Raw genomic sequence first — 14,006 nt, 5'->3', positions numbered from 1 at the left:
TGGGTGCGTGCGGGTTCTGGTGGTCGAGGACGAACCGTTGCTGGCGGCAGCGATCGCGGAGTGGCTGCGTGACGAGTCACACGCGGTCGACGTGGTCGGTGACGGCGGCGCTGCGCTCGAACGGCTGTCGGTGAACGCGTACGACGTACTCGTGCTGGACCGCGACATCCCGGTCGTGCACGGCGATGAGGTGTGCCGGCAACTGGTGCAGTCCGGGTCGGACACCCGGGTGCTGATGCTGACGGCCGCTGCCGCGGTCACGGACCGGGTGGAAGGGCTCGGACTCGGTGCGGACGATTACCTGACCAAGCCATTCGCGTTCGCCGAGCTGGCTGCCCGGGTCCTGGCGCTGGGGCGGCGGAGTCGTCCGGCCGATCCGCCCGTACTGCGGCGTGCCGGGGTGACGCTGGATCCGGCACGCCACGAGGTGTTCCGCGATGGCAGGTACGTGCCGTTGTCGAAGAAGGAGTTCGCCGTACTCGCGGAGTTGCTGCGGGCCGACGGCGCGACCGTGTCGGCCGAACAACTGCTGGAGAAAGCATGGGACGAGCACGTGGATCCGTTCACCGGGGCGGTGCGACTGACGATCCTCAAGCTGCGCCGGAAGCTGGGGGAGCCGGGGGTGGTCGAGACCGTCACCGGCGTCGGGTACCGCATCCCATGAGGCGGCTGACGCTGCGGGGCCGGCTGACCTTGCTGTACGGCGGGTTGTTCATGGTGGCCGGGGTGCTGCTGCTCGGGGTGACGTATGCGCTGTTCAACGCGAACCTCGGCCAGCAGTACCGGGTGATCGTGAAGGGGACGTATCTGAGCCCAGGGCCGGGCGCTCAGAAGCCGCCGCCGCCGACCAACGACGTCTACGTGATGAACAAGGACGGCGCCGTACTGACCGGTTCGGACGCGGAGAAGGTGCTCGAGCAGCAGCGCGAGCAGGTCCGGCAGGCCGCGATCAAGTCGCTGCTGATCCAGGGGAGTATCGCGCTGGTCGCGGTCGGTGGGTTGGCGGCTGGATTCGGGTGGCTGGTGGCCGGGCGGGTGCTGGCGCCGCTGCATCGGGTCACCGATACCGCTCGTCGGATCTCGGCTTCACCTGCGGCTTTGCATGAGCGGATCGCGCTGAAGGGTCCTGACGACGAGGTGAAGAACCTGGCTGATGCGTTCGACACGATGGTCGAGCGGCTGGACCATTCGTTCGACGGTCAGCGCCGGTTCGTTGCCAACGCATCGCATGAGCTGCGTACGCCGTTGACCCTCGGACGTGCGCTGGTCGAGGTCGCGATGCACCGACGTACGGCGTCTGCCGATGTGAAGGAACTGGGCGAGAGCCTGCTGACGATCAACGCCCGGCATGAGCAACTGATCGAGGGGTTGCTGATCCTCGCCGACTCCGAGAAGCAGCTCACGACGGTCTATCCGGTGAACCTGAGCGACGTCGTGACCCACGTGGCCAGTCAGTTGGCGGCGGAGGCGACCGCCGCCGGGGTCGAGCTCGTCCGCGGCCCCGGAGACGCGCCGACCCGGGGCGACGCGCTGCTCCTCGAGCGGCTCGTGCACAACCTCGTGGAGAACGGGATCCGGCACAACGCGGATCCCCAGGCCATCACAATCGGGCCGCGGCAGGTCGATCACGCGGGCGACGGCGGGGAGTTGTCGATTGTGATGGGCCTGGGATCCGGGTCCGACCGGTGGGTTCGCGTGATCAGTAAGACAGTCGGGGACGAGGTGCAGGTGGTCGTGGCCAACACCGGGCCCGAGATCCCGCCGTACGAGGTGGAGAGCCTGTTCAAGCCGTTCTACCGGCTGGGCGCCGAGCGGCTGGTTGGCGGGAAGGGCGCCGGGCTCGGGCTGTCGATCGTCCGCTCGGTGGCCGAGGCCCACGGCGGCGCGGTTACCGCCGTACCGCGGGGCGGCGGCGGCCTGGAGATTACGGTGGTGCTGCCTGTCGATCGGGGCTGATCGCGTTCGTGTAGGTGGTACAGACTGACTAGGAGGTTGTGATGAACCAGTACCTGCTCAGCATCTACCAGCCTGACGGCGTGATCCCCGAGCCTGAGGTCCTCGACCCGATCATGCGCGAGCTGAAGGCGCTGAACGAGGAGATGCAGGCCGCCGGCGTCTGGGTGTTCGCGGCGGGGCTGCACCCGCCGGAGACGGCGACCGTCCTGAAGGCTCAAGGTGACGAGGTGCTGATCACCGACGGTCCGTTCACCGAGGGCAAGGAGCACCTTGGCGGCTTCACCGTCATCCAGGTCGACGACCTCGACGCAGCCCTGCACTGGGCCCGCCGCTTGGCCATGGTTCTCCGCAACCTCTCCGTAGAAGTCCGTCCCTTCCAGTCGTGACATCCGATCTCGCGGCGATCTTCCGGGCCGAGCACGGGCGGGCGGTTGCCGTGTTGACGCGCGTGTTCGGGGATCTGGAGATCGCCGAGGACGCCGTCCAGGACGCGTTCGCGGCGGCGGTGGAGAAGTGGCCGGAGAGCGGCGTACCGCCGAGTCCGGCCGGCTGGATCATCACAACCGCCCGGAACCGGGCGATCGACCGCCTGCGCCGCGAGTCCGCGCGGGCGGACAAGCAGGCCCAGGCGGCCCAGGTGGCACTGCTGCATGCCGAGGACGAGCCGGAGGAGGTGGGTGCCGTGTACGACGACCGTCTGCGGCTGATCTTCACCTGCTGTCACCCGGCCCTCGCGCTCAACGTCCGCGTCGCGCTCACCCTGCGCATGCTCGGCGGCCTCACCACCACCGAGATCGCCCACGCGTTCCTCGTGCCCGAGCCGACGATGGCGCAACGCCTGGTCCGCGCGAAGGCGAAGATCCGCGCGGCCGCCATCCCGTACCGCGTCCCGTATGAGGCCGACCTGCCTGAGCGTGTGCGCGGCGTACTCGCGGTCGTCTACCTGATCTTCAACGAGGGGTACGCCGCGTCGTCGGGCGAAACGCTCGTCCGCGACGAGCTGTCGAAGGAGGCGATCCGCCTCGGCCGGCTGGTGGCCGACCTCATGCCCGATGAACCCGAGGCCGTCGGCTTACTCGCGCTGATGCTCCTTCAGCACTCCCGCCGCCCTGCAAGAGTCGGCCCCGACGGCGCGCTGATCCGCCTCCGCGAGCAGGACCGCACACTCTGGGACCGGGAGTTGATCGACGAGGGCCAAGCACTGGTCCGCCGATGCCTCCGCCGCGACCACCCCGGCCCGTACCAACTCCAGGCCGCCATCAACGCCGTCCACGCCGACGCGACGACCGCCGAGGCCACGGACTGGCGCCAGATCGTCCAGCTCTACGACCACCTGCTCACCCTCGAGCCCTCTCCGGTGGTCGCTCTCAACCGAGCTGTTGCAGTCGCCGAAGTGGACGGCCCCGCGGCGGCGCTGACCCTCGTCGACGCGCTCGACCTCGACACGTACTACCTCTTCCACGCGATCCGGGCCGACCTCCTCACCCAGCTGGATCGCGCCTCCGAGGCACAGACCGCGTACCGACGCGCTCTCGAGCTGACCCCCAATCAGGCCGAACAAAACTTCCTTCGCACCCGTCTGGCGTAGGGTCCACCCGTGCGGGGATTTGAGCTGGTCTGTGAGGTGGAGCCGCCTACTCGGCCCGATCTGAAGCGGGTTCGGCACCAGATCGGGGTGATGAGTCCGATCGCGGACGGGTTCCTGATCCCGGACAACCACATCGGCCGGGCGACCGTGTCCAGCGTCGCGGTGGCCAACGAGGTGCAGTTGATGGGTGCCCGGGGCATCGCCTGCCTCAACTCACGGGACCGCAACCTGCTCGGCTTCCGCCGGGATCTCCTGACGGCGGCGGCGTACGGCGTGGAGCAGTTCTTGTTCGTCCACGGCGACGATCCCGCGGAAGGTGCTCGGACGAGCCAGCTCACGGTCCGCACGATGATCGAGCAGGCGCGCGACACGACGTACCCCGGCTGCAACCCCTTCCAGGTCGGCGCCGCGTCCCGCCTGACGAAGGTCCCGCGCTGGAAGGCCGAGGCCGACTTCCTGTACGTGCAGGTCAGCTACGACCTCGACGAGCTCCTCCGCTGGCGCGAGTCGGTCGACCTGGACATCCCGGTGTACGCCGGGTGATGGTGCTCGCCTCGGCGAAGATGGCCCACAACCTCGCCGCCCTGCCCCAGCTCACGATCCCCGACGAACTGATCGAGGCGGTGGAGCGCGACCCGGACGCCGGCGTCGACCACGCCTGCGAGCAAATCCTGAAGATCCGTGACTCGGGTGCCTTCGACGGCGTTCATCTGATACCGGTGAGCCGGTACCGCCAGGTCGCGGCCCGCCTGGAACGGGACCTGTAAGCGCGGCAGATCAGCTAGTGTCCTGCTTAGAGACGGGAGGTGGAGCATGGGGGTGCCGGGCAAGGGACTGGTCGAGGGGCTGAAGGTCACCGCGAGGACGCTGGCCCGTCGGTCTGTGACTGAGCAGTATCCGGATGTTCTGCCGGAGTTGCCGCCGCGCAGTCGCGGTGTGATCGCGCTGATGGAGGAGAACTGCACCTCCTGCATGCTGTGCGCCCGCGAGTGCCCGAGCTGGTGCATCTACATCGATTCGCACACCGAGACCGCGCCGTCGGTCGGTGAGCAGGCGCGGGAGCGCAGCCGGAACGTGCTGGACCGGTTCGCGATCGACTTCAGCCTCTGCATGTACTGCGGGATCTGCATCGAGGCCTGCCCGTTCGACGCGTTGTTCTGGTCGCCGGAGTTCGAGTACGCCGAGACCGACCTGCGCAACCTGACCCACGAGAAGGACCGCCTCCGCGACTGGATGTGGACCGTGCCCGCGCCGCAGCCCATCGACCCCGGCCCGACGGCAGAGCCCCCCGGCCCGACGCAAGAGGACGAGGCGTGACGACTGCCCTCTTCAGCGTTGCGGGAGCCGTAGCCCTCATCGCCTCCCTCTTCGTCGTGACCTCCCAGCGGATCGTGCACGCCGCGCTCTGGCTGGTCGTCGCGCTCGGGGCGATCGCCGGCTGTTTCGGCGTACTGCACGCCGAGTTCGTCGCGCTGGTGCAGATCCTGGTGTACGTCGGCGCGATCGTCGTACTCGTATTGTTCGCGCTGATGTTGACCAAGGCACCGACCAACCCGCTGCCCAGCCTGACGACCGGCCGCAGCCCGTTCGCGGCCGTCGTCGCCGCCGTGCTCGCGCTGATCCTCGGCACCGGCGTGGTTCTTGCCTTTGGCAACGAGAAGATCAAGCCGGTGGCGGACGGATCCGCACAGGCCGTGGGTACGCAGGTCTTCAAGACCTGGGTGCTCCCGTTCGAAGTTCTCTCGGTCCTCCTGCTGGCCGCGCTGATCGGAGCGATCGCCCTGTCGGTGCGGAAGAAGGAGGACTGACGTGCCGTTGATCCTCCCGCTGCTGCTGGCCGTCGTGCTGTTCTGCATCGGGGTGTACGGCGTTCTCGCGCGCCGCAACGTGATCACCCTGCTGATGTCGTTCGAGCTGATGCTGAACGCGGTCAACCTCAACCTCGTCGCCTTCGACGCCTGGCGGATCAACGACGCCACCGGTCAGACGCTGGCCGTCTTCGTGATCACGCTGGCGGCGGCCGAGATCGGTCTCGGCCTGGCGATCGTCCTCCTGCTGTTCCGCGGCCACGGTCATGTCGACGCCGACGCCGCCCGGGACCTCGCCGAACAGGACGAGCTCGTCGAACAGGAGAAGGCCACGTGATCGCGACCGCCTGGCGGGTGGCCGGCGTCGGCTTCTCGCTCCTCGTCGTGCTGGCCGCTGCTCTCCTGTACGGCGTGGACCCGCAGCAGACCATGGCCGGCGGCGCGATGATCGGCGAGGACTTCTGGTTCTCGTACGAGTTCCGCACCGACGGCCTGACCGTGCTGATGCTCGCGATCGTCGGTGTCGTCTCCACCTGCGTCCAGGTCTATTCGATCGGGTACGTCCGCGAGCGCATCGCGTCGTACACGGCTCTCGTCACGCTGTTCACCGCGGCGATGGTGACGGTCGTGATCTCGGACAACCTGTTCCTCCTGCTGATCGGCTGGGAGGTGATGGGCGTCTGCTCGTACCTGCTGATCGGTCACTACTGGGAGCGCCGCGACGCCCGGGCCGGCGCGATGAAGGCGTTCCTGATGACCAGGCTCGGCGATGTCGGCTTCCTGTTCGGGATCTTCGTCCTCGGCGTCGGCTATCACACGTTCCGGATCTCCGAGCTCGGCAGCGGCCCGATCGAGCCGCACACGCTGACGATCGGCACGATCCTGCTGCTGGTCGGTGTCATCGGCAAGTCCGCGCAGGTCCCGCTGCAGACCTGGCTTCCGGACGCGATGCCCGGTCCGAGCCCGGTCAGCGCGCTGATCCACGCGGCGACGATGGTTGCCGCCGGTGTGTTCCTGATCGCCCGGCTGTACAACGTGTTCGTCGAGGCCCAGACCACCCTCACCGTGCTGGCCGTGGTCGCCTGCGTGACGATGCTGTTCGCCGCGTCCTGCGCGATGGCGGCCGTCGAAGTCAAGCGGGTGCTGGCCTGGTCGACCGTCAGCCAGTTGGCGATCATGTTCGCGGGGCTCTCGCTCGGCACGCACGACGGTCGCCGGGCCGCGCTCTTCCAGCTGCTGACGCACGCGGCGTTCAAGGGCCTGCTCTTCCTGTGCGCCGGCGTGCTGCTGCATCAGGTCGGCAGCGCCGCCTTCGTCGTACTGCGTCGTTACACCCGCCGGGGCGCATCGCGGAAGCAGTTGCGGGTGACGTTCGTGACGATGACGATCGGCCTCGCGGCGCTGGCCGGCGTGCCGGGGTTCGCCGGCTTCTTCTCCAAGGACTCCGTGGTCGAGGCCGCGTGGGAGCAGGCCAAGGACGGGTCGACGGTCGGCTGGATCGTGCTCGTCTCGGTCTGCGTGACCACGGCGATGACGGCGTTCTACTGCGTGCGCATGTGGTTGTGGGTGTTCTTCCGTACGCCGGCCCTCGCGGGTGCGGTCGGCGCGTTCGAAGGCGACGACCCGATGGCGGATCTCGACGAGCCCGACGCCAACAAGCTCCGCGACGGGTCGTGGCTGATGCTCGCGCCGATGGTGCTGCTCGCGATCGGTGCGATCGGCTTGGGCTACACCGACGGCGTGCACCTCAACGTGGTGATCGCGCTGATCACGACCGTCCTCGCCCTGCTCGGCGGCCTCGCGGCGTACTCGCTCTGGCATCGGGGCGCCGATCCGCGACCGGTCGTGCTGGAGCGTGAGTACGGCGTCGATCCGGCGTACCAGCGGCTGTTCGTCGTACCGGTGGGATGGCTGGCGAAGCTCGCGGTCGGCAACGATCGGGACGTGATCGGGGCTTATGTACGGGCGACCGGGCGGGCCGGAGTACTGGCGTCGCAGGGCTTCCGGAAGCTGCAGACCGGCAACGTGCAGACGTATTTGGCCGCGGCCGTGGTCGGCGCGGTCGCGCTCGCGATCCTGGCGGGGGTGATCGGCTCGTGAGCGAATGGTTGCTGATCGCCCTGATCGCGGTGCCGACGCTGACCGCCGTGGTCCTGTGGGCATTGCCGGTGGTGACCGGCGATCGTATTGCGGCGCTCGTCGGGACGATCGTGTCCGGGGTTCTGCTGGTCGTGTCGTTCGTCCTCTGGTGGGACATGCGCCGGCCGCACTGTCCATGCACTTATCAGCTTGTCGACACCTACGGGTCTCCGCCGAGGACCGTGCCAGGCAAGCTGATGCCGGACGTCGACATCAACGTGCCGTGGATCCCGTCGCTGGGTGTGCGCTTCCATCTCGCGGTCGACACGATCTCGCTTCCGCTGATCGCATTGACGGCGCTGCTGGTCCTGCTGTGCTGCGTGTACTCGTTGAAGATCACGCCGCGCATCGGCCGGACCCGGTCGCTGATCGCGTTGCTGCTGGTGATCGAGACCGGCGTGATCGGCACGTTCGCGGCCGCTGACCTCGTGCTGTTCTTCGTGTTCTTCGAGATCGTGCTGATCCCGATGTGGCTCGTGATCGACATCTGGGGCGACGACCACGACCGGGCCGGACGACGGCGTGCCGCGACCACGTTCATCTTGATGACGGTGCTCGGGTCGGCGCTGATGTTGCTGGGCTTCCTGCTCATCCACCGGCACGCGGGGACGTTCGATCTGGTGTTCCTCGGGCAGCATCCGATCAAGGGCGGCCACGGGGTTCCGCTGGCCGCGGCGATCCTGATCGCGGTCGGGCTCGCGGTGAAGATGCCGCTCTGGCCGTTGCACATCTGGTTGCCGGACGCCCATGCCAAGGCGCCGACGGTCGGCTCGGTGCTGCTGGCCGGCGTACTGCTGAAGCTGGGCAGCTACGGCATGATCCGGATCCTGCTGCCGGTCCTGCCGGACGCGACGGCCACTATCGCGCCGTACCTGGCCGGGTTCTCGGTGGTCGCGATCATCGCCGGGTCGCTGGCGTGTCTGGCGCAGACCGATGTGAAGCGGCTGATCGCGTACTCGAGCGTCGGACATATGGGCTTCATCGGGCTCGGGATCGCGACGATGTCGCCGGAGGGCCTGAACGGCGCGCTGTACGCGAACCTTGCCCACGGCATCATCACCGGCCTGCTGTTCTTCCTGGCCGGGGCGATCAAGGACCGGCACGACACCAGCGACCTGCGGGCGATCGGTCGGGCGCTGTACGCGCGGCTGCCCCGGATCAGTGGACTGCTCACGTACGCCTGTCTTGCCTCGCTCGGGTTGCCCGGCCTGGCCGGGTTCTGGGGCGAGATGCTTGTTCTGCTGGGCGCCTACCATCCGGCCGATTGGTTGCCTCGGGCTACTTTCATCGTGCTGATGGTGATCGCCGGGCTCGGCGCCGTACTGACCGCCGCGTACTTCCTGCGGTTGATCCGCGAGCTGTGCCAAGGAGATCCCGCCGAGAACCCGCCGGCCGCGTTCGCCGTCGACCTGAGCCGGATCGAGTTCGTGACCTTCGCACCGTTGGTCGTGCTGACGGTGTTCCTCGGCCTCTGGCCCTTCACGCTGCTCAACCAGTGGACGTTCCTATGACGCTGACGTGGACCGATTGGCAGGCGATCGCCGTACCGCTGGTGCTGGCGATCGGCGCGGTTGCGGTGTTGCTGGTCGACAGCTTCTGGAAGAGCGCATCGGCGGAGTTGCGGCATACCGTCGTCACGCTGCTGACGAGTGCTGTGATCCTGTTCGGGCTCGTGTTCGTGTGGGCTCAGCGGGGCGGCTTCAAACCCGCGTTCTGCCAGCCGGCGGTCGAAGGGCCGGCGGAGTGCAGTTTCGTGTTCGAGCCGTTGACGGCCGGGTTATGGGCGGTGCTGCTGGTCGGCGGGCTCGGCGTGGTGGGCCTGTCGACGTACCGGCTCCTCGCCTCGGATGTGCCGATCGGCGAGTACCACTTCCTGCTGCTGAGCGCGCTGACCGGCGCGACCGTGCTGGCGGGTGCGCGGGACCTCGCGACGCTGGTGATCGCGCTCGAGGTGGTGTCGCTGCCGAGCTTCGCGATGGTCGGACTGCGGCGCGACCGGCGTGGCTCCGAGGGCGCGATGAAGGCGTTCCTGGTGTCGGTGCTGTCGACCGCGGTCATGCTCTTCGGCGTCTCTTACCTGTACGGCGTGACCGGCTCGCTCTACCTGACCACGATCGCGAACCGGCTGACCGGTCTCGACCCCGACCTCGGGCGGGTGGCCTTCGCGGCCGGGCTGTTCGTGATCGTCGGGTTCGCGTTCAAGATCGCGGCGGTGCCGTTCCACGCGTGGCTGCCGGACACGTACGTCGGGGCGCCGATCGAGGTCACCACGTTCCTGGCGGTTGTCTCGAAGTCGGCCGGGGTCGCCGGACTGCTCGTGCTGGTGACGGCCGGGATCGCTCCGGACGGCTCGCATCTGCGGACCGTGATCGCGATCCTCGCGGCTCTCACGATGACGGTCGGCAATCTGGCCGCGCTGCGTCAGGTCGAGGCGGTCCGGCTGCTCGCATGGTCGTCGATCGGCCAGGTCGGCTTCCTGCTCGCGCCGTTGGCCGTCGGTGATGCGCAGGCGGTCGTCGGGTACTTGGCGGCGTACGTCGTGGTCACGCTCGGCGCCTTCGGAGCGGTCGCCGTCGTACAGCGTCACCGCCCCGGCGGTCTGCTGACCGATTACCGCGGCATGGTCCGCTCCGAGCCCGGTCTCGCCGCGGCGCTGATCTTCTTCCTGGTCGTTCTCGCCGGTCTGCCGCCGGGTCTGGCGGGCCTGTTCACGAAGTTCGCCGCCTTCCAGGCCGTCATCGACGCACACCTCGGCTGGCTGGCGATCGTGATGGCCATCAACGTGATGATCGGCCTCGCCGTCTACCTCCGCTGGATAGCCGAACTCTTCCGCCTCCCCGCCGACGACCCCTTCTCGGTAGACATCGAGACCCCAGCCGTCGCCATGATCTCCCTCTGCGCCGCCCTCACCGCCGTCCTCTCAGTCCTCCCCAGCATCCTGTTCGCCCTATCGACCTGACCACCGGCTAACGTTCGGCGGGTGAGCGCTCGACATCTGGTGGTTCTGTTGGCGCTGGGGGCCTTGGTGGGATGCGGAACTTCGGACATCACCGCGACCAGACCGACCCCAGTGCAGGTCGAGTCCGTTTCGGCGACGCCTGTGGCGCGGAGTTCTACCCCGCCTGCGGCGAAGGACGGGCAGAACTACAAGGCCTGTGCCGACGGCAACTGCGAGGTGCTGATCCGCGGTTCGGCCGTGATCACCGTCTACGGTGTGCAGTTCACCTTCAAGGTCGCCGGGGACACGTTCGACGAGCGCGGCGGCGACGGCTTCCTGCACCTGTCAGGTACCGGTGGGCCGTTCCCCGTAGGTGGCTTCACCGGCGCCAGTCCCACGCTCAAGGTCCCGTTCCACGAAGGCGATACCGCCGTCGTGGCGATCACGACGGTCGGTACCCCGACGCCCAGGCGACTTCGTACGCCGATCCCGGGTGCCTCACCCCGGAGCACGACCCCGACGCCCACGAAGTTGCCGATCTATCAGCCGGCCGACGGTACGAACTACGAGGCCTGTCGCGACGGCCAGTGCGAGGTTCTGCTGCATCGATCCGCACGGATCACCATCGGCAAGCTGGCGTTCGACTTCACCGTCGCGAACGGTGCCGTGCACATGCTGTCGTGCAAGCAGGACAATCCGCTCGACTGCTACGACTTCCACCTCGACGGCTCCGGCGGAGCGGGCTGGGCGGACGAGCCCGGCGGCGTGATGTACGACGCGAACCTGAAGGCCTACGACGGGGAGGATGCGGTGCTGTCCATCACGACGGAGTAGTCCGCGCCAGGAAGTCCTCGTACTGCGACCAGACGCGGCGCCAGAGCTGGTCGCGATCGGCAGCGGTGTGGTGGGGGAGCGGGAGTTGGAAGATGTCGGCCAGGGCGGTGAAGTAGTCGGTCGGGGTTTCGAGGAGGGTGTTGTCGACTCGGTCGGCGGAGGTTTCGCTGAGGCCGATGGAGCGGAGTACGACGACGGACTTCGGCGTGCGGCGGAACGCGGACGCGAGCCGGACGAAAGGCGAGGTGGGATCCGTCGACAGGCGAGCGTGCTGGGCGGCGAACGCGTCGAGCTCGACCGGTGCCGACTCGAAGTCCATGCCGATGAGGTTTGCGCGGGGATCGTGGTCGAGGCGCCAGCCGTCGGTCAGGTCCGACGGGCGGAGGCGCAGCGTGAACGGGTACTGATACACCTCCCCGGCCTCGAGCGGCATCGGCTGACGCAGACCGTCGCCGAGACCGACGTCGACCAACCAGACGCGGTCCGGATCCTCGGTCAGTCCGGTCACCGTGAGGACCATGTGGCTGGCGTCGACTCCGCCGGGGCGGTTGGCCGTTTGTACGCCGCCGCGGTGCATCCGCACGCGGTACCCGAGCGCCGTCAGCAGCAGCGCGAAGGACCCGTTCATCTGGAAGCAGTACCCGCCGGCCTCCCGCGTGATCATCCGCTTCACCGCGTCCTCCGGCTCCAGCGGACCGCCCGGGGTCAGTTGGTACTGGATGGACTCGTACGGCACCTGGTCGACGAACGCCTCGTGCAGTCGCGTCAACGCCTCCAGCCGCGGCGGACCGTCGTACTCATCGACACCGATCCGCTGCAAGAACGCCGTGGTATCCATGCGCCTTAGGCTAGGCGAGGTGATCGACGTCCTCGACCGAACAGCAGCGCTTGCGATAGCTCCTGAGCTCGGCGAGGTGTTCGCCGCGGCCTTCAGCGCACCTGGGTACGACGATGAGCCCGACGCCGAGCATTTCGCGACCGACCAGCTCCCGACCCACGCGGACCGCGAGGATTTCAGACTGGTCACCGCGCGGGCGGACGGCCGGCTGACGGGTTTCGCGTACGGCTTCACCGGGCGGCGCGGGCAGTGGTGGCCGGACCGGATCGCCGAAGCGGTGTCCGCCGAGCTGGCCGACGCGTGGATCGGCGGTCACTTCGAGGTGGTCGAGCTCGCCGTCCGCCCCGATGCCCAGCGCAACGGTCTCGGCACGGAGCTGATGACGGCGTTGCTGTCCGGTCTGCCGCATCGCAGGGCGCTGCTCACGACGTACTCCGATGACCGTCCGGCACCGCGGCTGTACCGACGGTTGGGATGGCAGGTGCTGGTCCCGGACCTCGGCTGGGGGTCGGCACTCTACGGTTTGGACAGAGGTGTGCCGGAAGGCCGCTGACCTGGCAGGGTAGGGCTCATGACTTCTGAGCGGATCTATGTCGGGAGCTACACCAGTCAGGCCGGCGGCGGCGAGGGGATCGCGTTCGGCCCGCTGGACGGGATCGAAACGGTGGCGACGATCGCCGACCCGTCGTTCCTGGCCAGGTCCGCGGACGGCGGGTTCCTCTACTCGACCGACGAGGAGGACAACGGCCGGATCGCCGCGTTCGCGATCCAGCCGGACGGCGGACTCGCGCTGCTCAACCAGCAGCCGACCGGCGGGGTGCACCCCTGCCACGTGGCCGTCGACCCGTCCGGCCGGTTCGTGCTGTCGGCCAACTACACGTCCGGGTCGGTCGCCGTACATCCGATCAACGAGGACGGTTCGCTCGGCGAGACGGCGTACTTCATCCAGCGATCCGGGACCGGACCGAACGCCGAGCGCCAGGAAGGGCCGCACGCGCACCAGATCGCGTTCGACCCGGCCGGTGAGTACGTGTTCGACATCGACCTCGGGTCCGACACCGTGTATTCGTCGACGCTGACCGAGGACGGGCAGTTGAAGGAGGTCGACCAACTGCACATCCACCCGGGTGCGGGGCCGCGGCACATGGTGTTCCACCCGACCGCGGGCGCGGCGTACGTGATCAACGAGCTCGACTCGACGCTGACCGTCTGCAGCTACGCCGACGGGAAGCTGCAGACCGTGCAGACCGCCTCGACGAGGCCGGCCGATTCGCCGGGGGAGAACTTCCCGGCCGAGCTGCTGATCTCCGCCGACGGCCGGTTCCTGTACGGCTCGAACCGCGGCGACGACACCATCGCGGTCTTCGCGACCGCGGCCGACGGCCTGTCCGTGGAGCTGGTGCAGACCATCGGCTCGGGCGGCGACTGGCCGCGACACCTTGCCTTCAGCAACGACGGGCAGACGCTGTACGCCGCCAACGAGCGCTCGGACCAGATCGCGACCTTCGGCATCGACAACGGCCAGCTGACCGCTCAGGGTGAGCCGGTCAGCTGGCCGAAGCCGGTCTGCATCTTGCCTGTCTAGACGAGCTTCTCGAAGAAGAACTCGTGCTTGAGGAACGACACGTCGTACTCGTGACCCGGGTGCGGCGGGTTCAGCTGCGACGCCTGGAACAGACGCCAGCCGTCCTTGAGCGCGTCCAGTCCGGTCGCGTACGGCGGCTCGTCGGAGTCACCCGTGGTGGGGTGGGTCTCGCCGGTGCCGTCGTACGTCGACCAGCCGACCACGCGCGCGTCGAGCGCGGAGGAGGCCAGGTACAGCACCAGCACCTGCTGGCGCAGTCCGGTCTGCACCGGGGTCTCTGCCGTGGTACTCATCGACGTCCTCGCTTCGCTCCGGGCGCC

The 14,006-nt window shown here is 68.3% G+C and carries 16 protein-coding genes and 1 pseudogene; 15 read left to right on the top strand and 2 right to left on the bottom strand.

Annotated elements, in window-relative coordinates; genetic code table 11:
- Window positions 1–7 precede the first annotated feature (7 nt).
- The 13 genes and pseudogenes from EV645_RS09410 to EV645_RS09355 all read left to right on the top strand — a co-directional run bounded on the left by EV645_RS09410 (window position 8) and on the right by EV645_RS09355 (window position 11,263).
- On the top strand, window positions 8–664 hold the full coding sequence (locus EV645_RS09410; RefSeq protein WP_130441735.1) for a response regulator transcription factor: 657 nt from the start codon (window positions 8–10) through the stop codon (window positions 662–664).
- Window positions 661–1,956 carry a sensor histidine kinase gene (locus EV645_RS09405; protein ID WP_130441734.1) on the top strand — a complete coding sequence of 432 codons (1,296 nt, stop codon included), beginning with the start codon at window positions 661–663 and terminating at the stop codon, window positions 1,954–1,956. Before EV645_RS09410 ends, EV645_RS09405 begins: the two co-directional genes overlap by 4 nt.
- A gap of 41 nt (window positions 1,957–1,997) precedes the next feature.
- Window positions 1,998–2,342 carry a YciI family protein gene (locus tag EV645_RS09400; protein ID WP_130441732.1) on the top strand — a complete coding sequence of 115 codons (345 nt, stop codon included), beginning with the start codon at window positions 1,998–2,000 and terminating at the stop codon, window positions 2,340–2,342.
- Window positions 2,339–3,544, top strand: coding sequence for an RNA polymerase sigma factor (locus EV645_RS09395; RefSeq protein WP_130441730.1), 1,206 nt, complete (start codon window positions 2,339–2,341; stop codon window positions 3,542–3,544). The genes EV645_RS09400 and EV645_RS09395 overlap by 4 nt, the downstream gene beginning before the upstream one ends.
- Before the next feature lie 9 nt (window positions 3,545–3,553).
- The gene (locus tag EV645_RS09390) at window positions 3,554–4,087 is read left to right on the top strand and encodes a methylenetetrahydrofolate reductase (protein ID WP_242000294.1); all 534 of its coding nucleotides are present in this window, start codon (window positions 3,554–3,556) and stop codon (window positions 4,085–4,087) included.
- A complete protein-coding gene (locus EV645_RS42625) occupies window positions 4,084–4,311 on the top strand; it encodes a hypothetical protein (RefSeq protein ID WP_242000293.1) in 228 nt (75 codons plus the stop codon). Before EV645_RS09390 ends, EV645_RS42625 begins: the two co-directional genes overlap by 4 nt.
- A gap of 181 nt (window positions 4,312–4,492) precedes the next feature.
- Window positions 4,493–4,708 (top strand): annotated as a pseudogene (locus EV645_RS42620) (4Fe-4S binding protein); the annotation flags it as partial.
- 149 nt (window positions 4,709–4,857) lie between these two features.
- Window positions 4,858–5,352, top strand: coding sequence for an NADH-quinone oxidoreductase subunit J family protein (locus tag EV645_RS09380; protein ID WP_130441726.1), 495 nt, complete (start codon window positions 4,858–4,860; stop codon window positions 5,350–5,352).
- Between the two features lies 1 nt (window position 5,353).
- Window positions 5,354–5,689, top strand: coding sequence for an NADH-quinone oxidoreductase subunit NuoK (gene nuoK / locus EV645_RS09375; RefSeq protein WP_130441725.1), 336 nt, complete (start codon window positions 5,354–5,356; stop codon window positions 5,687–5,689).
- Window positions 5,686–7,452 (top strand): NADH-quinone oxidoreductase subunit 5 family protein, encoded by a 1,767-nt coding sequence (locus EV645_RS09370; protein WP_130441723.1) that lies wholly within the window; start codon window positions 5,686–5,688, stop codon window positions 7,450–7,452. The genes nuoK and EV645_RS09370 overlap by 4 nt, the downstream gene beginning before the upstream one ends.
- Entirely contained in the window at window positions 7,449–9,002 is a 1,554-nt protein-coding gene (locus tag EV645_RS09365) for a complex I subunit 4 family protein (protein ID WP_242000292.1), read from the top strand. Before EV645_RS09370 ends, EV645_RS09365 begins: the two co-directional genes overlap by 4 nt.
- Window positions 8,999–10,450: an NADH-quinone oxidoreductase subunit N gene (locus tag EV645_RS09360; RefSeq protein ID WP_130441721.1), complete on the top strand. Its 1,452-nt coding sequence runs from the start codon at window positions 8,999–9,001 to the stop codon at window positions 10,448–10,450. The genes EV645_RS09365 and EV645_RS09360 overlap by 4 nt, the downstream gene beginning before the upstream one ends.
- A gap of 21 nt (window positions 10,451–10,471) precedes the next feature.
- On the top strand, window positions 10,472–11,263 hold the full coding sequence (locus EV645_RS09355; RefSeq protein WP_157997035.1) for a hypothetical protein: 792 nt from the start codon (window positions 10,472–10,474) through the stop codon (window positions 11,261–11,263).
- Here EV645_RS09355 and EV645_RS09350 read toward each other — a convergent pair.
- Window positions 11,250–12,101, bottom strand: coding sequence for an arylamine N-acetyltransferase family protein (locus EV645_RS09350; protein WP_130441716.1), 852 nt, complete (start codon window positions 12,099–12,101; stop codon window positions 11,250–11,252). The genes EV645_RS09355 and EV645_RS09350 overlap by 14 nt on opposite strands.
- 19 nt (window positions 12,102–12,120) lie before the next feature.
- Here EV645_RS09350 and EV645_RS09345 point away from each other — a divergent pair, with 19 nt between their 5' ends.
- On the top strand, window positions 12,121–12,654 hold the full coding sequence (locus EV645_RS09345; RefSeq protein WP_157997034.1) for a GNAT family N-acetyltransferase: 534 nt from the start codon (window positions 12,121–12,123) through the stop codon (window positions 12,652–12,654).
- 18 nt (window positions 12,655–12,672) lie between these two features.
- A complete protein-coding gene (locus tag EV645_RS09340) occupies window positions 12,673–13,686 on the top strand; it encodes a lactonase family protein (protein WP_130441712.1) in 1,014 nt (337 codons plus the stop codon).
- On the opposite strand, the gene EV645_RS09335 is transcribed toward EV645_RS09340, so the two are convergent.
- Window positions 13,683–13,979 (bottom strand): hypothetical protein, encoded by a 297-nt coding sequence (locus tag EV645_RS09335; protein WP_198681524.1) that lies wholly within the window; start codon window positions 13,977–13,979, stop codon window positions 13,683–13,685. The genes EV645_RS09340 and EV645_RS09335 overlap by 4 nt on opposite strands.
- Window positions 13,980–14,006: the final 27 nt, after the last annotated feature.

This window comes from Kribbella rubisoli (genome assembly GCF_004217145.1).
In the GTDB taxonomy this organism is placed as follows: Bacteria; Actinomycetota; Actinomycetes; order Propionibacteriales; family Kribbellaceae; genus Kribbella; species Kribbella rubisoli.
Note: the sequence above shows the minus strand (reverse complement) of the source record. Positions and strands in the feature narration are given on the sequence as shown.

What these genes read in the sequence shown, in the direction of transcription:
- EV645_RS09340 (WP_130441712.1), top strand. Translation starts at nt 12,673, where the DNA reads ATGACTTCTGAGCGGATCTATGTCGGGAGCTACACCAGTCAGGCCGGC.
- EV645_RS09360 (WP_130441721.1), top strand. Translation starts at nt 8,999, where the DNA reads ATGACGCTGACGTGGACCGATTGGCAGGCGATCGCCGTACCGCTGGTG.
- EV645_RS09335 (WP_198681524.1), bottom strand. Translation starts at nt 13,979, where the DNA reads ATGAGTACCACGGCAGAGACCCCGGTGCAGACCGGACTGCGCCAGCAG.
- EV645_RS09350 (WP_130441716.1), bottom strand. Translation starts at nt 12,101, where the DNA reads ATGGATACCACGGCGTTCTTGCAGCGGATCGGTGTCGATGAGTACGAC.
- EV645_RS09405 (WP_130441734.1), top strand. Translation starts at nt 661, where the DNA reads ATGAGGCGGCTGACGCTGCGGGGCCGGCTGACCTTGCTGTACGGCGGG.
- EV645_RS09400 (WP_130441732.1), top strand. Translation starts at nt 1,998, where the DNA reads ATGAACCAGTACCTGCTCAGCATCTACCAGCCTGACGGCGTGATCCCC.